Raw genomic sequence first — 20,600 nt, forward strand, 5'->3', positions numbered from 1 at the left:
CTAATCGATCGAGGACTTAACCAATAACGAAAAGTGCCAGCTGGTCCATTTGGGCTGGTTGGGGCTGGACAACACGAAACAACACTTGGTGTTATACGTATCATACGAATCCCTTATATCCAGTTTTGAAAGAACATCTTTCTTTCGAACTTCATAGTCAGGTGGCATTAGCGAAGAGGTCACACCCGTTCCCATCCCGAACACGGCAGTTAAGCTCTTCAGCGCCGATGGTAGTTGGGGGTTTCCCCCTGTGAGAGCAGGACGCCGCCTGGCAAAGCTGAAGTGATATTCTTTATCCGCATAGTCTTGACAGTTTATAATTGCCGATTTGGGGCACTATAGCTTAGATATTCATAACATTTTTATCGTCGCGGGGTGGAGCAGTTCGGTAGCTCGTCGGGCTCATAACCCGAAGGTCGCAGGTTCAAATCCTGCCCCCGCAATCTCGGTCCGGTAGTTCAGTTGGTTAGAATGCCTGCCTGTCACGCAGGAGGTCGCGGGTTCGAGTCCCGTCCGGACCGCCATTTTTTATTAAGAAGAATTCTTTTTTTATTCAAACATATTCGATATAATAAAATAGGAAACCTTAGGATATATGATCCTAAGGTTTTTTTTCGAGGAAAGAAGGTAAATATTTGTGACATCTTCTTATAAATTCATCATTGATAATACAGAAGAAATGAAAAATTTTGCTGCGCATATTGCTGCGTTGCTTGTACCTGGTGATGTGGTCTTGCTTGAAGGAGATCTAGGCGCAGGGAAAACAACATTTACTCAAGGAATTGCGGCTGCTTTAGGCGTGAAAAAAAACGTCAATAGCCCAACATTTACAATTGTTAAAGAATATAAAGGAAAGTATCCGTTGTATCATATGGATGTGTATCGGCTTGGTCCAGATTCAGAAGAAGATCTTGGTTTTGACGAATACTTTTATGGGGAAGGTATTTCGATTGTGGAATGGGCACATTTAATTGAAGGACAACTGCCGGATGAATATATAAAAATTAATATTTATTATACAGGAGTTGATGGTCAGCGAGAAATAGTTTTAACTATAGAAGGTGATCGTTACGATCGAATAAGTGAGAAGGTGATTGATTTTGAAAATACTAGCAATTGATACGTCTACATATACATTGTCGATCGGTTTGTCTGATGGTGATGTCATACTTGCGGAACAGGTAACAAATGTGAAAAAAAATCACTCGATCAGGGTGATGCCGGCCATTGAAGCGCTCATGAGTGAGGTGGATATGAAACCAGGTGATTTGAACAAAATTGTAGTAGCAAATGGACCGGGTTCTTATACAGGTGTACGAATCGGCGTCACGATTGCGAAAACATTAGCATGGACGTTACATATTCCTATTACTGCTGTATCTGGGCTGGCGTCTCTTGCAGCGTCTGCTCCATTAATTGAAGGTCTTGTTTGCCCAATGTTTGATGCACGTAGAGGGCAGGTGTTCACGGGACTGTATCGGTTATCGAACGGGTTATTGAAATCGGTGAAAGAAGATCAGAATGTTCCTGTTGTGGACTGGTGTCAGGAGCTTCTTAAGATTGGAGAGCCTGTTTTATTTGTTGGACAGGAAAGCATTATGCATGAGCAGGTCATAGCAGAGATAATGGGCAGTGCTGCAGCATTTGCCGGGAAATCGGTTCCATATACACGTCCTGCTGCTCTTCTTTCACTTGCATCAGGAATGGAGCAAGATCCGTCTCAAGTTGTGCCGAACTATGCACGACTAGCTGAGGCAGAGGCGAATTGGCTTAAAGCGAATGAAAAGAAGGAGAAGTCTGATGAGTGAGTTTTTTGTGCGAAAGATGACTTTGGATGATGTTTCTGCGGTGTATGAAGTAGAATTGGTTAGTTTTACAGTTCCATGGTCAAAAGAAGCATTAGAACGAGAAATTACCTCAAATAGTTTTGCTCTTTACCATGTAGCTGAAATCGAGGGCAAAGTGATTGGCTACTGCGGTATGTGGATTGTATATGACCAAGTACAGGTGACAAATATTGCGATTTTGCCCGAATATCGTGGCAATCATTATGGTGAAAAATTGCTCGGTTTTGTGATCAATGAGGCGAGGCTTCATGGGGGGAAAGTACTTTCTTTAGAAGTGAGAGTGAGTAATACACCAGCACGGTCGCTTTATGAAAAATTCGGGTTGCAGCCGGGTGGAATCCGGAAGCAGTATTATACCGATGATTTAGAAGATGCTTTAGTGATGTGGGTGAATTTATGATGAAAAAAGATATATTTATATTTGGAATTGAGACGAGCTGTGATGAGACAGCAGCCGCAGTTATTAAAAATGGAACGGACATTATCGCAAATGTCGTTTCATCACAAATTGAAAGCCATAAACGATTCGGTGGCGTCGTACCGGAAATTGCATCGCGTCATCACGTAGAACAAATTATTGCCGTGTTTGAGGAAACACTGGAGCGGGCCGGCTTAACATTTCAGGATATGGATGCTATTGCAGTAACAAAGGGACCGGGTCTTGTCGGGGCACTTTTAGTCGGTGTCAATGCAGCGAAAGCGATTGCGTTTGCACATGATCTGCCGCTCATTGGTGTTCATCATATTGCAGGGCACATTTATGCGAACCGGTTAGTTCAGGAGATGTCGTTCCCGCTTATGTCACTCGTTGTTTCTGGCGGACATACGGAACTTGTCTATATGAAAGAACATGGCTCATTTGAAGTGATCGGCGAGACACGTGATGATGCAGCTGGCGAGGCGTATGACAAAGTAGCCCGTACATTGAGTTTACCTTATCCGGGCGGCCCACACATTGATCGGCTAGCAGCTGAAGGACAGGATACGTACTCATTGCCGCGCATTCGTCTGGAAGAAGGATCATACGATTTCAGTTTTAGCGGATTGAAATCAGCGGTTATTAATACGGTTCATAATGCGGAGCAGCGCGGTGAGGAGATTAATCCGGAAAACTTGGCTGCGAGTTTTCAAGCGAGTGTCGTGGACGTGCTGACAGAAAAAACAGTGCGGGCAGCGAAAGAATATGATGTAAAGCAAGTATTATTAGCTGGTGGTGTGGCGGCTAATAAAGGGCTTCGTGCGTCACTTGAGAATGCATTTGGCGAAATAGAGAACATTGATATCATGATTCCGCCTATATCGCTTTGTACGGATAATGCAGCGATGATTGCAGCGGCAGGGACTATTTTGTTTGAACAGGGAAAACGGGATGGGCTGGATATGAACGGTCATCCGGGATTAGATATTGAGGAATTTTAACAGACGGGCAGATGCCTGTCTTTTTTATTGTGGGTAATGTGGACAAAAATAGTTAATTTCTGTGGATAATGTGGATAAGTCCTGTGGAAAGCTTTTTTAAAAGCTTTTTAATAAAATAGAAATGGGGATAAAAAACACGATGCTGTGGATAGCATCGTGTTTTGTTTATTCTTCCTGCAATGATTCCCATTCTTCCATTAGTAATTCAATAGCATTGTTTGCTTGTTCCAATTGTTGCTGCAATTCCAGTGATTTTGAATGATCTTCGTATATTTCAGGTAGGCAGAGCAACCCTTCTACTTCAGTTATGATTCCCTCATGGCCAGCAATTTCTGATTCGATTTCTTCAATTCGGCGAAGACGCTGACGATCCCGTTTTCGCTGCTCTTTATCGGTTTTATACGAATCAGCAGCTGCCGGTTTTGCTATGGTTGAAATCGTATTTACTGTTTCGAGAGCAGCCAGTTCTTCCTGTTCATTTTTCTTTTCTACATAATAGTCGTAATCTCCGAGATAGACGGTGACTCCTGTTTTTGTTTTATCAAGTTCCACTACTTGTGTGGCGATTCGGTTAATAAAATAACGGTCATGAGAGACGAATAAGAGGGTACCAGGATAATCGATTAATGCATTTTCAAGCACTTCTTTACTGTCGAGATCAAGATGGTTTGTCGGCTCATCAAGTATAAGTAAATTTGCTTTTTGCATCGTCAGTTTAGCGAGTGCAAGACGGGCTTTTTCACCACCACTCAGTGCTGCAACAGGTTTTAACACATCATCACCTGAAAAAAGAAAGGTACCAAGAATCGTTCGTATATCCTTTTCTTGAGTACCAGGATACTCGTCCCACAGTTCAGCTAGTACCGTTTTTGCCCGGTTTAAATGAGACTGTTCTTGGTCATAATAACCGATTTCGACACCAGCCCCCTGTCGGATCTCACCGGCTAGAAGCGGTAATGCACTGGTGATCGATTTCAGCAAAGTCGATTTGCCAGCACCGTTTGGACCGACGAGCGCGATGCTTTCGCCTCTGAATACATCAAATGACAGATCAGAAACAATTGTCTGTCCGTCATAGCCAATAGACACACTGTCAATTTTCAATACTTCATTGCCGCTTTGCCGGTCGATATCAAACAACATACTTGGTGGCTTTTCATTACCACCTGGTCTTTTGATCATGTCCATCCGGTCAAGTTGTTTTCGTCTGCTTTGCGCCCGTTTTGTGGTAGAAGCACGGGCGATATTGCGCTGAATAAATGCTTCAAGCTTTGCGGTTTCTTCCTGCTGTTTTTCAAATTGTTTCATTTCCCGCTCGTATTGATCGGCTTTTTGAATTAAATATTTACTGTAGTTGCCAGTGTATTTGCGAATTTTGTTTCGAGACATTTCGTATACTTGATTAACAGTCTTATCAAGGAAGTAGCGATCATGAGAGACAATTAAAATTGCGCCGGCGTATCCTTGTAAGTAATGTTCGAGCCAGGAAAGCGTATCAATATCAAGATGATTCGTCGGTTCATCAAGAATTAAAATACTAGGTTTTGCTAAAAGTAACTTTGCAAGAGCGAGACGCGTCTTTTGTCCACCGCTTAATGTGGAAATAAGTGTATCGTAATCATAATCTTGAAAGTTAAACCCATGTAAAACGGAGCGTAAATCTGCTTCATATTGATAACCGCCAGCTTCTTTAAACTCATTTTGAAGTTGGTCGTAAGAGGTCATCACCTGCTCGTACAGCTTTGGATCATCATACACATCTGGATTGGCCATATCCGCTTCGAGCCCTCGCAATTGCTGCTCCATTTCCCGAAGACTGTTGAAAACGCTATTCATTTCATCCCAGATGGAAAGGTTCGATTCAAGACCGGTATCTTGCGCTAAATATCCAATGGTGACATCTTTCGGTTTTATAATCGCACCAGACTCATGTGAAAGCTGTCCAGCAATGATTTTTAAGAGCGTTGATTTGCCCGCACCATTTCGGCCGACAAGTGCGATCCGATCGCCTGACTGCACCTCAAGCTTAATATTCGATAAAATAAGTTCAGCTCCAAAATATTTCGAGAGCTGCTGTACTTGAAGAAGTATCATGTTTTTCACCTCACCTTCACTTTACTCGAGGAAGAGTAAGCGAGCAATGGAAAAGAAGCAGTTCTTGTGAAAAAGGTGACAAAGATTTATGATTATACTATAAGAAAAAATGAAATGTGGAAGCGGCATCATGTAAGGGGGATAAAAATGAACAGCGATTCGGTAAAAATTCCACAAGCAACAGCGAAGCGACTGCCTTTGTATTACCGATTTATTCAAAATTTGCATTCGTCAGGCAAGCAGCGTGTATCATCGGCAGAATTGAGTGAAGCAGTAAAAGTAGATTCGGCTACGATCCGGAGAGACTTTTCTTATTTCGGTGCGCTTGGCAAAAAAGGATATGGCTACAATGTGAGCTATTTGCTATCCTTTTTTCGCAAAACGCTCGATCAGGACGAATTGACAAATGTTGCATTGATCGGTGTTGGGAATTTAGGGACGGCATTTTTAAATTATAATTTTTTGAAAAATAATAACACGAAGATCCTAGTTGCATTTGATGTGGAAGAGAGCAAAGTCGGGACAACTATTGGAGAGGTGCCTATTTATCATATGGATGAGTTGGAAGAGACTTTAGCCCAACTGAAAGTGCCGGTAGCAATTTTAACGATTCCACAGTCTGCAGCACAATCCATTACGGATCGTTTAGTCCAGGCAAATATAAAAGGGATTTTGAATTTTACACCGGCACGGTTAAACGTGCCTTCAGCTATTCGCGTTCATCATATTGATTTGGCGATTGAATTGCAGTCGCTCGTGTATTTCTTGAAAAATTATCCGGATCAATCTGTCGAAAAATGATCATAGTATTTAACGGGTAAATCAGTTATGATGAAGGAAAAGGGAGGTGTGTGCCAATGATAGGTGTTGGCAGCATGGTCGTAATTGGCGCTGTAGCATTGCTTATTTTTGGACCGAAAAAGCTTCCGGAACTCGGACGAGCAGCCGGTGATACATTGAGAGAATTTAAAAGTTCAACAAAAGGATTAACGGATGATGATGATGATCGAAAAGAGGACAAGAAAGAGTCCAAGTGATGTTAGGATGAATGATAAATGAGTCTACAAGACATGACGATATATGAACACCTGGAGGAATTCAGGAAACGGCTTATGATTGTCGTCGTTTTCTTTTTCATTGCTGCCATTGGAGGGCTTTTTCTTGCAAAGCCAATCATCCACTATTTGCAGCATGCAGATGAAGCGGCGGCGCTGTCGATGAACGCATTTCGGGTAACTGATCCGCTAAAGATTTATTTTCAAATGGCGTTTGTAATAGGGATTATTTTGACATCGCCGGTCATTTTGTATCAATTGTGGGCATTTGTCAGTCCCGGTCTGCATGAGAAAGAGCGGAGAGCGACGCTTAGTTACATCCCCGCATCGGTTCTTCTGTTTTTAGGGGGACTCGCTTTTTCATATTTCATTTTATTTCCGTACATTATTCATTTTATGATGAAACTGTCCGGCGATTTGAATATTGAACAGGTCATTGGCATTAATGAATATTTCCAATTTTTATTTCAGACGACGATTCCATTTGGGTTTTTATTTCAGCTTCCAGTTGTGACGCTGTTTTTGACACGGTTAGGCATTATCACGCCACACTTTTTAAGTCAGATTCGCCGCTATGCGTATTTTGTCTTACTCGTCATTGCGGCACTCATTACTCCACCGGATATCATTTCACATATGATGGTGAGTGTTCCATTATTTCTTTTATATGAAGTGAGTATTTTTGTTTCGAAAATTGGCTATAAAAAAGTGCAGCAGGCAGAAGCCCGTGCTACACTTGAACAAGAAGAATCCGCCCAATAAACTGGGCGGATTTTATTAATTCTGGCTGTTTTTTACTTTGAAGTGAATCAACATTAACCGGAGACCAGTGCCGATATCGAATGTCGCCAGCAAAATAAGCACATAGTTGAAAAACCTGAAGCCATTCACATTTACGTCCTGTACGGCTAGAAACACGAAAAATCCGCCGAGTATATTATAAAAAATCCCTGCAGCTAGTGGTGACTGTCTCATCATTATACCTCCTTACGAAAACCACAAAATAAATTGTTGCGCTTGTTCAGCTTTCTTGATCATTTTTTCAATATCATCCGCAAATACGTACTGCATCAGCACAACGATTGAGTTCATTGATACATGCGCCACAATAGGTACGATTAATCTCTTTGTTTTTACGTAAAGAAATGCGAATGTAAATCCCATTGCCGCATATAATAAAAAATGCTCTAATTCTCTGTGTGCAATAGAGAATATAAATGCACTAATGAGCGCGGCGAAGAAAAAAGGAATCCGTTCATATAATGAGCCGAATAAAATTTTCCGGAACACGATTTCTTCCAAAATCGGACCGAATAGGGCGACGGACAGCATTGTAAGCGGAACCCATTCAACGAGTTGAATAATGTCTTGCGTATTTTCAGAGCCTTGCCCAATACCGATCGCCGTTTCAATGATGATCGCCGCATATTGCGCAGAAAATGCTAGAAAAACGCCGGTGATTGACCAGAAAATTAATTTTCCAGTAGATAGTGATATCTGATTTTCAATTCTATTTACATACGCAGATTTTCGCAAAATAAGCAGAATGATGACTGTCGCAAGGGCGAAACTAATCACTGTCCAATAACCTATAGCCAGCATCTCCATCTCATTCTGTTCCACGCCGGTCGAAACACCGATCTTAAAAAGAAGAGGAATACCAATATAACCGGAAAATTGCATTAAAATGTACGTAATTAAAATAAACCCATATTCTTTTTTCACATAAAAACTCCTTTATTCGATTCACTTACTATTCATTGTACTAATAAAGATGGAGCCCTTCAAATAAGCAGTCTCGCTCTGTTTGAAAATTTTTTTGCTTTACACTTGCAAAAGAAAGCCAATTTCATTTATTATAATAGTTGTGTTAGCACTCGTCTGAGTAGAGTGCTAATAAAATTTAATTATCTATTTTTTGAGGAGGGTTTCACTTGTTAAAACCACTAGGTGACCGCGTAGTAATCGAACTAGTAGAATCTGAAGAAAAAACGGCCAGCGGAATTGTACTTCCTGATTCTGCGAAAGAAAAACCGCAGGAAGGCAAAGTTGTGGCAGTTGGAACAGGACGTGTTCTAGAAAGCGGCGAGCGTGTAGCACTTGAAGTAGCTGAAGGCGATCGCATCATCTTCTCAAAATACGCAGGTACAGAAGTAAAATACGAAGGCGTAGAATATTTATTGTTGCGCGAAAACGATATTTTAGCTGTTATCGGCTAATCATTACACATAAAACATATAAATATAAAATTTAGAGGAGGCACTTTAAAATGGCTAAAGATATTAAATTTAGTGAAGATGCACGCCGCGCGATGCTTGCTGGTGTAGACAAGCTTGCAGATGCAGTTAAAGTAACGCTTGGACCAAAAGGACGCAACGTCGTTCTTGAGAAAAAATTTGGTTCGCCGCTTATTACAAATGACGGTGTAACAATCGCAAAAGAAATCGAACTTGAAGATGCATTCGAAAATATGGGTGCAAAATTGGTTGCAGAAGTAGCAAGCAAAACAAATGACGTTGCTGGTGATGGTACAACGACTGCAACGGTTCTTGCGCAAGCGATGATCCGTGAAGGTTTGAAAAACGTAACAGCTGGTGCAAACCCTGTCGGCATTCGTAAAGGAATGGACAAAGCAGTCGCAACAGCACTTGAATCATTAAAAGTCATTTCAAAACCAATCGAAGGAAAAGAGTCGATTGCTCAAGTTGCAGCGATTTCTTCTGGCGATGAAGAAGTGGGACAACTTATTGCTGAGGCAATGGAGCGCGTTGGAAATGACGGTGTTATTACAATCGAAGAGTCAAAAGGCTTCACGACGGAGCTTGATGTTGTAGAAGGTATGCAATTTGACCGCGGTTATGCTTCACCTTACATGATTACTGATTCAGATAAAATGGAAGCAGTGCTTGAAAACCCATATATCTTAATCACAGACAAAAAAATTGCAAGCATTCAAGAAATTCTTCCTGTTCTTGAGCAAGTTGTTCAACAAAGCAAACCGCTACTTCTTATTTCCGAAGATGTAGAAGGCGAAGCGCTGGCAACACTTGTTGTCAATAAACTACGCGGTACATTTAACGCAGTAGCAGTTAAAGCACCTGGATTCGGTGACCGTCGTAAAGCGATGCTTGAAGACATTGCGATTTTAACTGGTGCTGAAGTCATTACAGAAGAGCTTGGTCTTGACTTGAAATCAACGGATATTACACAACTTGGCCGTGCATCGAAAGTTGTAGTATCGAAAGAAAACACAACAATCGTTGAAGGTGCGGGCGAGTCTCAAAACATTCAAGGCCGCGTAAGCCAAATCCGTGCGCAGCTTGAAGATACAACGTCTGAATTCGATCGCGAAAAATTGCAAGAGCGTCTAGCGAAACTTGCTGGCGGTGTTGCTGTCATCAAAGTTGGAGCGGCAACAGAAACAGAACTAAAAGAGCGCAAACTTCGCATTGAAGATGCTTTGAATGCAACACGTGCAGCTGTTGAAGAAGGCATCGTATCCGGTGGTGGTACAGCACTTGTGAATGTATACAATAAAGTAGCTGAAGTAGAAGGCGAAGGCGATTTTGCAACAGGTGTGAAAATTGTACTCCGCGCTCTTGAAGAACCAGTTCGTCAAATCGCGCACAATGCAGGTCTTGAAGGTTCCGTTATTGTGGAACGCCTGAAACGAGAAGAACTCGGTATCGGCTTCAACGCGGCAACTGGCGAGTGGGTAAACATGATCGAAACGGGTATCGTAGACCCAACGAAAGTAACACGTTCAGCACTTCAAAATGCAACATCTGTTGCAGCTATGTTCTTAACAACTGAAGCAGTTGTAGCGGACAAGCCAGAAGAAGGCGGCGGTATGCCATCAATGCCTGATATGGGCGGCATGGGCGGCATGATGTAATATTAAAACGTTGATATAACAATGTTTTAATAGCATCATACACTTTCATTTTGAAAAGCAGTTACGGCTGCTTTTCTCTCAAGATGAGAACCGGTCACGTAAATAAATTTTTTAAAAGTATAGACTACTTCCTAAAAATAAGGAGGTAGTCTTTTTTGTTATTAAAATTTGCGTATCAAGACTTTTTAGATGACAGACGTTTCAAGAATACATCGAAGATAAACATAAAAAATTACGAAACTTTACTTGGAGAGTTTGTGAGTTACTGCATCAAGAATGAGGTTGTAAACGTAGAAGACATTTCTTATAGTCATGTACGTCAGCACCTTTCAGAATGCCAAGAGAGGGGAAATAAAGCAGGTACGATTAACACGAAGCTTTTGCGAATACGAGCCTTTCTGAATTATATGGTCGAGTGTGAAGTTATTAAAAGCAATCCTGCAAAGCGGGTCAAAAGACAAAAAGAAGATGTGAAAATTGATGTCTTTAATGATGATCAAATTCAGCAAATGTTGAACTTTTACAGACGTGTCAAACGGAGAGAAAAGAGTTATTTTGCTTATCGGGATTATATGGTTATTGTTACGATACTCGGCACAGGAATTAGGCGTGGGGAAATTATCAACCTTCAATGGTCTGATATTGATTTCATGAATCAAAGCATCTCTGTTTATGGCAAGAACAGAAGAAAAGAAACAATTCCTATCACAGAAAAGTTATCGAAAGAACTATCCGCTTACCATGCATTTTGTAAGCAGCATTGGGGAGAAGTGAGTGATTTTGTATTTGTCAAAAGAGATAATACTCAACTAACGGAAAACGCACTTGCATTAATTTTTAGATATCTTGGTCAAAAAATGAATTTTAAAGATGTAAGAGTGTCCGCTCACACATTCCGTCATACTTTTTGTCATCGGCTGGCTATGTCCGGCATGAGTGCTTTTGCAATTCAAAAACTAATGAGACATAAAAGTATTAACGTGACGATGCGTTACGTTGCCATGTGGGGAAATGAATTGAGAGAACAAAACGACAAGTACAATCCGCTCAACTCGTTAGATATTTAATCATATACAAGGGTGGAGCGGCTGATTCAACACTGTCAGTCGCTCCTTTATTCTTTATGTTCAAGGGTTTAATGAACTGAATCATGATGAGGATGTACCAAAAATATATTATATTGCATTGGAAATAAAAAGTGCCTATCTGTTCTCGTTTGATGTACGTTTTAAAGGAAATCCGAATAAACTAAAGTGAATTATTAAGGAAAAGAGGGGTTATCTTGAATAACAAAATAGGAAGTAGTACAAATACAAACGATGATTATCCTGCTGAATTACAATACATTGGACAGGTATTAGTTACTTTAGGAGATATTCTGACAACGATCGGTTTAACGGCGGAACGAGAGCAAGCTCAACAAGAACAAACAAATCAGCAAAAGGATAATAACCAGCAGAATCAACAAATGAAACAGCAGATGGTACAAATGCGTAAAGAAACAGAACAATTGCGAAAGCAAATGGAGTGTATGCAACGACAAATAAACCGACTGCAAAAGTAGATGGAAATCGATCTTTATTTTTTATTTAAAGTAAACAAATAATTATACTTTGTTGCATGCTTTAACTCATCGGTGATAATTTCAAATAGCATATGTTGATATATACCTTCGGGTAAACATTGTTTGATTCTTCGATACTTTTCAACGGCCTTTAACTCCCCAAATAACGCTTTTTTTATCCCAGCGATATAGTTCGCTGGTTTTTCAAACTGCTCTTCATTCACGTTCTGCACTTCTTGTCCTGTAAAATTCCAGTAAATCCTTCTAAACATTTGATTATGTTTTCTCTCATCATCCCTTATAGAAGCAATGATCTCTTTCTCTTCTTGAGTTGGTGCAATCGAAATTAAATATTGATAAAAAAGTTCATCTTCTCTTTCCCCTTGAACGGATTCCTTTATATGCTGTAAGGCTACTTGCAAACATGGTTGAGTATAATCGAACTCTTGAATCGGTGTCCCTTGAACGGGTACGTATCCTACATATGGGTACTGGTATGGTTGATACATCGACAATCCCCCTTATTTAATAACGTAGATAGTATATTCACCGTTTAAATTAGGGTGATTAATTAGTTAATGCAGGAGCACATAGGAGAATCAATCTTCTATGTTTCAACACAAAAATTTGAAAAGTTAGTCTCTTGAATGTAACTCTTTGTATAATTTGATGGATTGTACTTAAAACCTCTACCTCTTCCTTAAACCTTAGTTTGAGTCTATTTGAATTTTTATATATTCAATGAACTTTTTCGCAGCAGGTGAGAGTTCTTTTAGAGATAATGCACCAATCCCAATTATTCGATGCTGTTCGGGCTCTAGACTAAGAACCCTAAGTTTATGTGGTATACCTTGCAGAACTAATTCAGGCATGATGCTTACTCCTAATTCATTTTCAACCATTGATACAATAGCGTGGTCGTCGATTATATCAAAACTCTGCTTAAGAGTAATACCTGTCCCTTTTAATAGGCGCTTTATATCGTGGTTTGCAATAAAAGATTCATTTTCTAATTGTTCTAGGCGGATTTTATCTTGATTACTCACGGGATAATTGTATGGAAGGATACACAATATCCTATCTTTTTTAAGGGGGATCGTTTCAAAAGATTGTAATGAAGGCAATGTAATAAAACCAAAATCAATCATCCCGTTAGCTATCCACTTATCAACATCTTCATAGTCTCCTTGAAAGATCTTAATTTCAACGAAGGGATGTTCTTCTTTAAATTGCTTGATACATTTAGACAACCATTGAATACAAACACTTGTAAATGCCCCTATCCGAACCGTACCAACCTCAAGTCCATTAATAGATGCTACTTCTTGCTTCATTTTTTCATCCCAATGTAGAATCATTCGTATATATTTTAATATCCTTTCTCCGTTACTTGTTAGGATAATACCGGACCTACTTCTAATTAGTAGAGGGAACCCAAGTTCAGATTCCAATTTTGCGATCGAATAACTAACAGCGGCCTGAGTTAAATTTAAAGCCTCCGCGGCTTTTGTAAGATTCCCCGATTCAACGACTGTGTTAAAAACTTCATATTTTGAAAGGCTCATATTATCATCCAAATCCATAAGTTTTATTTATGTTAAACATTTAAAAGTTTGATTTTATTTATATATAGTTTACTTCTATAATTTAAGAAAATGCAAATATATAAAGCCGATAGCTAAAAAATGGTTTATAGGTCGAGTATTTGTCGTACGAGAGAATAACGGACACTTCAACAAGTTAGTTATTTTCTAAGGTCTTACTCTCTGGAAGGATGATTAGATGCAATTTGAACTGGAACCATCTTTATTAATTATTTTGATTTTCTTTGGATTTGTAGCTGCCTTTATTGATTCAGTTGTAGGGGGAGGCGGTCTAATTACATTGCCTGCTTTGTTATTCACAGGGCTAAATCCGGCAGCAGCAGTTGCTACGAATAAATTAGTAGGAACAATGGGCTCCTTAACTAGCACACTTATGTTTTATCGTTCAGGCAATCTCGATTTTACATCACTGTATAAGCTATTTCCGCTCGTTTTTATCGGTTCGATGGTCGGTGCGTGGACTGTTCACTTGATGAATCCCGAAGTGCTAAAACCATTGATGCTAGTCATGCTCGCAGCTGTAACGATTTATACCATATTCAAGAAAGATTGGGGGAGTATTTCTACTTATAAAAAGTTGTCTATCCGCCATTTAATAATATTTATGTTTTTAATTTTTACGATTGGTTTTTATGATGGATTTCTTGGACCAGGAACAGGTTCATTTTTAATGTTTGCTTTCTTGATGATCGGACTTGATTTTATAAAAGCAGCAGGTAACGCGAAATTTTTAAACTTTGGAAGTAATATTGCTGCATTGTTGATATTTATGAATTTAGGGCAAGTAAACTATGCATATGGATTACCAATGGCAATTGCAGGAATTGCTGGAGCAATGTGCGGGTCGAAATTTGCCATAAAAAGAGGAAGTGGGTATGTTCGTGCCTTGTTTATTACAGTTACTTTTTTACTATTAGCGAAAAATATATATGATGCTATTCATTAGTACCAATTTTTCTAGAAAGTTTCAATAAAAGGGGTTGGATATGTCAGTTATGTCTCAAAAATAATATTTTTACAATTTTAAAGTACCTTTTTTACTATTAGGAGGAAAAATGAAAAAACTGTTGGATTATTATTAACAATATCTATCATTGCAATTTCTTTATGTGTCCCTATAAAAAAGTTATTTATCTTCAGAAGGCAGCATACAGTAACAATCCGTTTATCATTGTCTGATTTTTTGTTTTAACAAAGCTTAATGGGTTTTACATGTAAAAGCCTCCCCTTAGGAAACATGTTCTAAAGGGAGGCTAATCTATTATCCGTCCTATAAACTTCACTCTTTATTGCACTGCTTACCTTTGGACTATTGAGCAGATGCATATGGCTTTACTTCTTCTTTTTCTTATACTTTATCAATTTTATCTACAAACATCTGAAACACTTTTTTCTTTTCTTCCAGGTCTTTTATTTCTTCTTTCAATTGGTTAAATCTTTGTTCAAATGGCTTATGATAAAGTTCACGGATATTGCGGATAATCTCATCATTAATTGTAGATTGTACAACCTGTTTAGTGATGCTGAATTTATAGGAATAAACCTGAAGCTCACGTTTTACTTCTTCATATTCTTTATCTATTTCATGTAATAAACCACAAATTTCTTCTTTCCATTCGTCTAAAGACTTCTTTACATGCGCCTCCATGGTTCATCTCCCTTTATTCAACTTCATTATGTATACTAATCAAAAAGCTTTTCTTATAAGTCTATCAATTTATCTTTGCATTTTCTTTTCTATACAGTTACATAACAACTTATTTTTATTAAAAGAAGATAACAGGACTGCGTCAAAACCAAAGGAGTAACAACCCCATTTCATTATTGCTTATTTTAGGTAATTAATTTTTTATACAGAATACATTTTCAGAACCATGCCATAGCCGAATGCAGAAGCAACAATTCTATTACTTGTTTAGAAAAGTCCTGTCATAATTTTTATTTCTAGTTTTATTCTTCTTTTATAAGAAAACAAAATCTTTTAACTTACCTTGTTTACCGTTACGGTGAACCGTACCACAAGTAACGGCGAAAATTAGATGATGGCGGTTCACTGGTAACCGCAAACCAAAGCCTTAATCCTTGCAAGAAGCTGGGTTAAGGCCTTGGTTTTTGTGTGTTCCTAGGGACTTGTGGACAGAATTCTCACTTTTTACCAGCTTGTAAATAGCTTATAAATATTAGATAATAGTAGATATTTTAATCTATAAATAATTGTAATACACTATGATATAGTTATAATTGAAACAGAAAAGGTGTGTGACGCCTAAGCCGGAGCGCCTGCATCCTTTCTGCAAATTTTAGGGTATAGGGATGGTAAAAATGAGCAATGGAAAAACTAAAACAGACGTCATCTTAATTGGCACTGGAATCATGAGTGCGACTTTAGGTACGCTCCTGAAAGAGTTAGTACCGGAATGGGAAATTACAGTGTTTGAGAAGCTCGAAAACGCAGGGGAGGAAAGCTCTAACGAATGGAATAATGCGGGAACAGGGCATGCGGCACTGTGTGAGCTTAACTATACTGTTGAAAAACCAGACGGATCTATAGATATTAACAAAGCTATTAAAATTAATGAACAGTTCCAAGTTTCAATGCAGTTTTGGGCTTATCTTGTAAAAAGTAAGCTAATTAATAATCCGCAGGACTTTATCATGCCATTGCCTCATATGAGTATGGTACAAGGAGAAAAAAATATAGCGTTTTTAAAGAAGCGTTTTGAGGCGCTTTCAAACAATCCCTTGTTTAAAGGCATGGAATTTTCCGATAACCCGGAAAAACTGATGGAATGGATTCCGCTTATTATGCAAAACCGTCCATTGAATGACCCTATTGCGGCAACAAAAATCGACTCTGGTACAGACGTTAACTTTGGTGCTTTAACATGCATGTTGTTTGACCACTTAAAGAATAAAAATGTCGATATCAAATACAAACATAGTGTTGATAATATTAAACGCACTAGCGATGGCTCGTGGGAATTGAAAGTACGAAACGACAGCGGTAACGTCGAACGCCATACTGCAAAATTCGTCTTTATCGGAGGCGGGGGAGGAAGCCTACATTTACTGCAAAAATCCGGTATTCCTGAAGGAAAACATATTGGCGGATTCCCAGTAAGCGGAATATTTATGGTGTGTAATAATCCGGAAGTTATAGCGCAGCATCATGGAAAAGTATATGGCAAGGCTAAGGTTGGAGCTCCTCCAATGTCTGTTCCGCATCTTGACACAAGATATATCGACAATAAAAAATCGTTACTATTTGGACCGTTTGCCGGCTTCTCACCAAAGTTCTTAAAAACAGGTTCAATGTTCGATTTAGTAACTTCCGTAAAACCAAATAATGTCTTAACGATGTTGGCAGCAGGCGCAAAAGAAATGTCATTGACAAAATACCTGATCCAGCAGGTTATGTTATCGAAAGAACAGCGTATGGAAGAGTTGCGAGAGTTTATCCCGAACGCTAAGAGCGAGGATTGGGATTTAGTAGTAGCAGGCCAACGTGTACAAGTTATCAAAGATACGGCTGAAGGCGGCAAAGGAACGCTTCAATTTGGTACCGAAGTTATTACTGCAGCTGATGGCTCGATTGCAGCATTACTAGGTGCTTCTCCAGGTGCTTCTACTGCTGTTCACGTTATGCTCGAGATAATTAAAAAATGCTTCCCGCAACATATGAATGAGTGGGAACCAAAAATCAAAGAAATGATTTCTTCATATGGCGTGTCACTAATGGAAAATCCAGAGCTTCTGCACGAAATTCATACTTCAACAGCAGAGACGCTTGCTCTAAGCGAAAAAGAGCTAGTCTATAGTTAATTCTTTGGATATAGAAACAAAGGTATTTTTTAAAGAAGAGAAAAAAGAGGACAAAAGCCAAACAAATTTTATTTGTCCTCGTGTAATTTTAAAACTATTTAAGATTATTAAAGGTGAATTTTAGGAAACGTTGATATGATAAGGTTTTTTAGCCCTGTTTTTCTTTTATTAATTGTCAAAATGAATGGGCGGCATGATGTAAGAAGAACTAAAATCCTAGATGTATAAGGATTTGCGGTGTATTTAGAAATAAATCCTCACTTAACATGTAAATAACTTTAAAGTTAAAGGCCTCCCATCAGTTCAATTGAACTGGTGGGAGGCCTTTTCCTCATAATGCTTTTTTTGATTCCTTTTTACTGAATCAGCTAAAGATTATCTGGTTTGCTTTCGGGGCTCTTGGTGAAGCAAGTAATATCTATTTGGTCTCTGGAGACTCTTTCAGCGATTGCGCTATCCTGTTTATCTAAGCGGCGTATTAGCCACATCACTTGTTAATCAATTACATCAAACCATAATGGAGATTTATCTTCAGGGTACCAGTTGTAATTTATAGTGATTTCCTCACCCTTCTTAATATCAGATATTGTAAAAAATGCTATCGATAAAATATCTAGTTTGTAAACAAACGTCGCATTCGGAGTATATGAATGATTAAATAGCGACCCATATCCCAGAGCAAGCGCTTTATGCTCGTAATTTTCACCCCAAGTGAAGTAGTATTCAGAAAGTACCGTCTTCTTCAGATACTTCCATTCGGTTGGGGGTGATACTATAACAGGTGACACTTCAATACATTTACCTGTTTTAATATCACGTGTAGCATATATCCCTCTACCGTACTTTCCACTATCTTTTATGCATAATAAACCCAAATTTGTTTACCCCTTTCCGAATGTTCAAACGCTTCCCGAGTGGCAAGATCGAGATGACGATTATTCTTCTAGTCAAGTTTATTTAGACGCTTTTTTAAATAGCTGTTGCGTTTCCGAATGAATTGAAAGATAAACTCAGGTTCTTTATCGAATGTATCAATCGTTTTCTTTTTATAAGGATCTAGAAGAATGTGTGGTCGAAGGGACTCATGGAGCGAAATGACCTTATTTTCTAAGTATTTGACTGTAAACTTAGTTTCCAAAGTTTCTTCCAATATGTTCCGGTAAAGTTTACGGAATTCTGGTACTTTCAGAAGAAGACGGCAAAGATGGTTGTCCTTCTTTCCTTTAATAGGAACGTAATTGTGCTCCATGAGTCCACCGTCGACTTTTCGTCCCCACGTTGCATCGTAGTCCCAAGGAATAATTTCGAACAAACCAGTTTCATTATTCCGGTACAGCGCATAGTTATGAGTAAACCCGTCATTATTCATTGTGCAAACAGCTCCAACGAGCCAGCGTAAAAAAGTATCAATATTGAGATGGTGAGGAATTTCATTAGGAAAATCAGATAAGGAAGTAGTATTGATTTTGTGTATCAATTCATGAAGGAGATCATCGTCTGATTTGGTTCCTAACACTCGTCTATACCCCGAAAGAAGTGACTTTTTTTTCTTCTCATCTCTTGTTAGAGAAAAATTGGCATTATTGTTGACCGCATAATAAATAGGACCCGAAGGAAGGCCCCTCTTTTTCAAGAACAAATCATCTACGGATTCCAATTGCAAATAGACCCCTTTAAAAGAGCCATTTCGCGTTAAATTTATATGATGACTATTTGGTGATAGAACACCAAGATCCTGGAAAAAATCAAAAGAAAGTTTATTTCGCATAAGGGACGGATCCCTATATTCTGCATTGAGATGAATTATGCGGGCCCCGGAACATCTATTTGGATTGATGAACTCAATCCGGAAAGATCTTTTGCGAAATTTCCGCGTATAGGATCCCCGGTAGGCAATGTCAATAGTATAGGTGATGTTTTTCACTTTTAAATAGGCGGAAACAGGAGTATCACTCCATATATCGCTCCTTAGATCATCTAGATTACTTTCTTCGATTATCAAAAAATAAGATGGAATTAGATAAGGCATATACTCTCTGTCCTTTCTTTGATAACACCGATGCGCTCACGTATTATCTTTTTTCACTGTTAATATCACCATTGTAAGCAGCTATTGAAGAATGAAGGACATAAACTTAATTTATTATCTACAAATAAAAACCTAGGGATTGTATCCTTGGTTTTAAATTTTATACAATATTTAGTTGTTTAATCTTGAAGAGGTTTTTCTATTTAGATGATTTCAAATCAAATTTAGTATTGCACTCACTTTTTTGGATGATCTTTTGATGTCCTATTTAAGAATTAAATACTTCCGCTTAATCAAGCGGAAGTATCTGTTTGCTTTATATTCTCTGTTATTTTCTTCCTTTAGGACCTTTTCCTTTAGGACCCTTTCCTTTAGGACCTTTTCCTTTATGTTTACCAGTTGATGTTTTACCGGTTGATGTTTTACCGGTTGATTTTTTACCAGTTGATGTTTCATCCGTTGTAGTACAATCAGTAGTCGTGCGGTTTTTCTTTTTCTTTTTCTTTTTCTTTTTATGAGAATCAGTTGTGGTACAACCAGTAGTCGTGCGGTGTTTCTTTTTCTTTTTCTTTTTTTTCTTTTTCTTATGACAATCAGTAGTTGTTTTACTGGTTGTAGTACAATCAGTAGTTGTTTCACCGGTTGTAGTACAACTACAACCAGTAGTCGTTTCATCGGTTGTAGTACAACTACAATCAGTTGTAGTGCAACCAGTGGTCATGTTCTTTCTTTCGTCGCTTCCAAATTCTCCCACAAATATCCCTCCCAATTTAAGTGAATACAAATACAGTGTATTCAATTGGTTACAAATATGAACCAACGGATTAAGTGAATACAAATACAGTGTATTCAGTTGGTCGCAAATATGAACCAACGGAGCACTTATTCAATATTTTTTTAAAAAAAGGAATATTTTATCATAAAAGAGGTGGTAAAATTACGGGGAATTTTAGATGTTGGATCTGGGTTCTACAAACGAGGTAATCAAAAAAATAATTTGTATAAGCACTCAGAATAAATATGAGGGCTTAAAAGGGTTGATCTCACTCGAATAGACTATGCAAAAAACATCGATTTTCGCTTTCTTTTAAGTCTAAAATCATTTTACGAACGCTTTTGATATAACAAAAGAACAAACGCTCTGTAAAAGGAGAAAGATGATCGACGTTTGAAAATTTGGATACATACGAGTCAGCAGCAAAGATCAAAATGAAGGACGACAGCTGGAGGCCATGAAAAAATTGGGATTTGATGAACGGGACAGCTTCACG

At 38.6% G+C, this 20,600-nt stretch carries 22 protein-coding genes, 2 tRNA genes, 1 rRNA gene and 1 pseudogene; 17 read left to right on the forward strand and 9 right to left on the reverse strand.

Going from position 1 to position 20,600, the window contains the following annotated elements:
- Positions 1–157 precede the first annotated feature (157 nt).
- The 7 genes from rrf to tsaD all read left to right on the forward strand — a co-directional run bounded on the left by rrf (position 158) and on the right by tsaD (position 3,266).
- A 5S ribosomal RNA gene (rrf, locus tag AWH49_RS03845) occupies positions 158–273 on the forward strand.
- A 96-nt stretch (positions 274–369) separates the two neighbouring features.
- Positions 370–443: transfer RNA gene (locus AWH49_RS03850), tRNA-Met, on the forward strand.
- 4 nt (positions 444–447) lie between these two features.
- Positions 448–524, forward strand: a tRNA-Asp gene (locus AWH49_RS03855).
- Between the two features lie 113 nt (positions 525–637).
- Positions 638–1,120, forward strand: a complete 483-nt coding sequence (gene tsaE / locus AWH49_RS03860; protein ID WP_094777135.1) for a tRNA (adenosine(37)-N6)-threonylcarbamoyltransferase complex ATPase subunit type 1 TsaE — start codon at positions 638–640, stop codon at positions 1,118–1,120.
- Positions 1,101–1,808, forward strand: coding sequence for a tRNA (adenosine(37)-N6)-threonylcarbamoyltransferase complex dimerization subunit type 1 TsaB (tsaB, locus tag AWH49_RS03865; RefSeq protein WP_063964705.1), 708 nt, complete (start codon positions 1,101–1,103; stop codon positions 1,806–1,808). The genes tsaE and tsaB overlap by 20 nt, the downstream gene beginning before the upstream one ends.
- Positions 1,801–2,247, forward strand: coding sequence for a ribosomal protein S18-alanine N-acetyltransferase (gene rimI / locus AWH49_RS03870; RefSeq protein ID WP_063964706.1), 447 nt, complete (start codon positions 1,801–1,803; stop codon positions 2,245–2,247). Before tsaB ends, rimI begins: the two co-directional genes overlap by 8 nt.
- A complete protein-coding gene (gene tsaD / locus AWH49_RS03875) occupies positions 2,247–3,266 on the forward strand; it encodes a tRNA (adenosine(37)-N6)-threonylcarbamoyltransferase complex transferase subunit TsaD (protein WP_018395466.1) in 1,020 nt (339 codons plus the stop codon). Before rimI ends, tsaD begins: the two co-directional genes overlap by 1 nt.
- 165 nt (positions 3,267–3,431) lie before the next feature.
- Here tsaD and AWH49_RS03880 read toward each other — a convergent pair whose 3' ends face one another.
- Positions 3,432–5,360, reverse strand: a complete 1,929-nt coding sequence (locus AWH49_RS03880; RefSeq protein WP_063964707.1) for an ABC-F family ATP-binding cassette domain-containing protein — start codon at positions 5,358–5,360, stop codon at positions 3,432–3,434.
- Between the two features lie 147 nt (positions 5,361–5,507).
- Between AWH49_RS03880 and AWH49_RS03885 the strand changes: the two genes are divergently transcribed.
- From AWH49_RS03885 to tatC, 3 genes are read left to right on the forward strand one after another with little or no spacing between them, the layout of a single operon-like run.
- Positions 5,508–6,161, forward strand: a complete 654-nt coding sequence (locus AWH49_RS03885; RefSeq protein WP_018395468.1) for a redox-sensing transcriptional repressor Rex — start codon at positions 5,508–5,510, stop codon at positions 6,159–6,161.
- A 50-nt stretch (positions 6,162–6,211) separates the two neighbouring features.
- Positions 6,212–6,397 (forward strand): twin-arginine translocase TatA/TatE family subunit, encoded by a 186-nt coding sequence (locus tag AWH49_RS03890; RefSeq protein ID WP_094777136.1) that lies wholly within the window; start codon positions 6,212–6,214, stop codon positions 6,395–6,397.
- Positions 6,398–6,415: 18 nt separating this feature from the next.
- Positions 6,416–7,177 carry a twin-arginine translocase subunit TatC gene (gene tatC / locus AWH49_RS03895; protein WP_063964708.1) on the forward strand — a complete coding sequence of 254 codons (762 nt, stop codon included), beginning with the start codon at positions 6,416–6,418 and terminating at the stop codon, positions 7,175–7,177.
- A gap of 15 nt (positions 7,178–7,192) precedes the next feature.
- Here tatC and AWH49_RS03900 read toward each other — a convergent pair whose 3' ends face one another.
- Complete coding sequence (locus AWH49_RS03900) at positions 7,193–7,390, reverse strand: YdiK family protein (RefSeq protein WP_018395471.1); 198 nt, start codon at positions 7,388–7,390, stop codon at positions 7,193–7,195.
- A gap of 12 nt (positions 7,391–7,402) precedes the next feature.
- Positions 7,403–8,140 (reverse strand): CPBP family intramembrane glutamic endopeptidase, encoded by a 738-nt coding sequence (locus AWH49_RS03905; RefSeq protein ID WP_063964709.1) that lies wholly within the window; start codon positions 8,138–8,140, stop codon positions 7,403–7,405.
- 209 nt (positions 8,141–8,349) lie between these two features.
- Here AWH49_RS03905 and groES point away from each other — a divergent pair, with 209 nt between their 5' ends.
- The 4 genes from groES (at position 8,350) to AWH49_RS03925 (ending at position 11,874) form a co-directional block, all read left to right on the forward strand.
- Complete coding sequence (gene groES, locus AWH49_RS03910) at positions 8,350–8,634, forward strand: co-chaperone GroES (protein WP_018395473.1); 285 nt, start codon at positions 8,350–8,352, stop codon at positions 8,632–8,634.
- 50 nt (positions 8,635–8,684) lie between these two features.
- Positions 8,685–10,310: a chaperonin GroEL gene (gene groL / locus AWH49_RS03915; RefSeq protein WP_018395474.1), complete on the forward strand. Its 1,626-nt coding sequence runs from the start codon at positions 8,685–8,687 to the stop codon at positions 10,308–10,310.
- Between the two features lie 155 nt (positions 10,311–10,465).
- Entirely contained in the window at positions 10,466–11,377 is a 912-nt protein-coding gene (locus AWH49_RS03920) for a tyrosine-type recombinase/integrase (RefSeq protein WP_063964710.1), read from the forward strand.
- Positions 11,378–11,592: 215 nt separating this feature from the next.
- A complete protein-coding gene (locus AWH49_RS03925; protein WP_063964711.1) occupies positions 11,593–11,874 on the forward strand; it encodes a hypothetical protein in 282 nt (93 codons plus the stop codon).
- 14 nt (positions 11,875–11,888) lie between these two features.
- On the opposite strand, the gene AWH49_RS03930 is transcribed toward AWH49_RS03925, so the two are convergent.
- Entirely contained in the window at positions 11,889–12,383 is a 495-nt protein-coding gene (locus AWH49_RS03930) for a ferritin-like domain-containing protein (protein WP_063964712.1), read from the reverse strand.
- Positions 12,384–12,581: 198 nt separating this feature from the next.
- The gene (locus AWH49_RS03935; RefSeq protein WP_063964713.1) at positions 12,582–13,439 is read right to left on the reverse strand and encodes a LysR family transcriptional regulator; all 858 of its coding nucleotides are present in this window, start codon (positions 13,437–13,439) and stop codon (positions 12,582–12,584) included.
- Positions 13,440–13,656: 217 nt separating this feature from the next.
- On the opposite strand from AWH49_RS03935, the gene AWH49_RS03940 reads away from it, so the two are divergent.
- The gene (locus tag AWH49_RS03940) at positions 13,657–14,424 is read left to right on the forward strand and encodes a TSUP family transporter (protein WP_063964714.1); all 768 of its coding nucleotides are present in this window, start codon (positions 13,657–13,659) and stop codon (positions 14,422–14,424) included.
- A gap of 402 nt (positions 14,425–14,826) precedes the next feature.
- Here AWH49_RS03940 and AWH49_RS03945 read toward each other — a convergent pair whose 3' ends face one another.
- Positions 14,827–15,126 carry a hypothetical protein gene (locus AWH49_RS03945; protein ID WP_063964715.1) on the reverse strand — a complete coding sequence of 100 codons (300 nt, stop codon included), beginning with the start codon at positions 15,124–15,126 and terminating at the stop codon, positions 14,827–14,829.
- A 674-nt stretch (positions 15,127–15,800) separates the two neighbouring features.
- Here AWH49_RS03945 and AWH49_RS03950 point away from each other — a divergent pair.
- A complete protein-coding gene (locus AWH49_RS03950; protein WP_018395476.1) occupies positions 15,801–17,300 on the forward strand; it encodes a malate:quinone oxidoreductase in 1,500 nt (499 codons plus the stop codon).
- Between the two features lie 494 nt (positions 17,301–17,794).
- On the opposite strand, the gene AWH49_RS03955 is transcribed toward AWH49_RS03950, so the two are convergent.
- The 3 genes from AWH49_RS03955 to AWH49_RS03965 all read right to left on the reverse strand — a co-directional run bounded on the left by AWH49_RS03955 (position 17,795) and on the right by AWH49_RS03965 (position 20,083).
- Positions 17,795–18,175: an SET domain-containing protein gene (locus AWH49_RS03955; RefSeq protein WP_063964716.1), complete on the reverse strand. Its 381-nt coding sequence runs from the start codon at positions 18,173–18,175 to the stop codon at positions 17,795–17,797.
- A 68-nt stretch (positions 18,176–18,243) separates the two neighbouring features.
- Positions 18,244–19,329, reverse strand: a complete 1,086-nt coding sequence (locus AWH49_RS03960; RefSeq protein WP_063964717.1) for a CotH kinase family protein — start codon at positions 19,327–19,329, stop codon at positions 18,244–18,246.
- A gap of 328 nt (positions 19,330–19,657) precedes the next feature.
- Positions 19,658–20,083: a hypothetical protein gene (locus tag AWH49_RS03965; RefSeq protein ID WP_063964718.1), complete on the reverse strand. Its 426-nt coding sequence runs from the start codon at positions 20,081–20,083 to the stop codon at positions 19,658–19,660.
- Positions 20,084–20,513: 430 nt separating this feature from the next.
- Here AWH49_RS03965 and AWH49_RS20635 point away from each other — a divergent pair.
- Positions 20,514–20,597 (forward strand): annotated as a pseudogene (locus AWH49_RS20635) (recombinase family protein); the annotation flags it as partial.
- Between the last annotated feature and the right edge of the window lie 3 nt (positions 20,598–20,600).

Source organism: Domibacillus aminovorans (genome assembly GCF_001643235.1).
Taxonomy (GTDB): Bacteria; Bacillota; Bacilli; order Bacillales; family Domibacillaceae; genus Domibacillus; species Domibacillus aminovorans.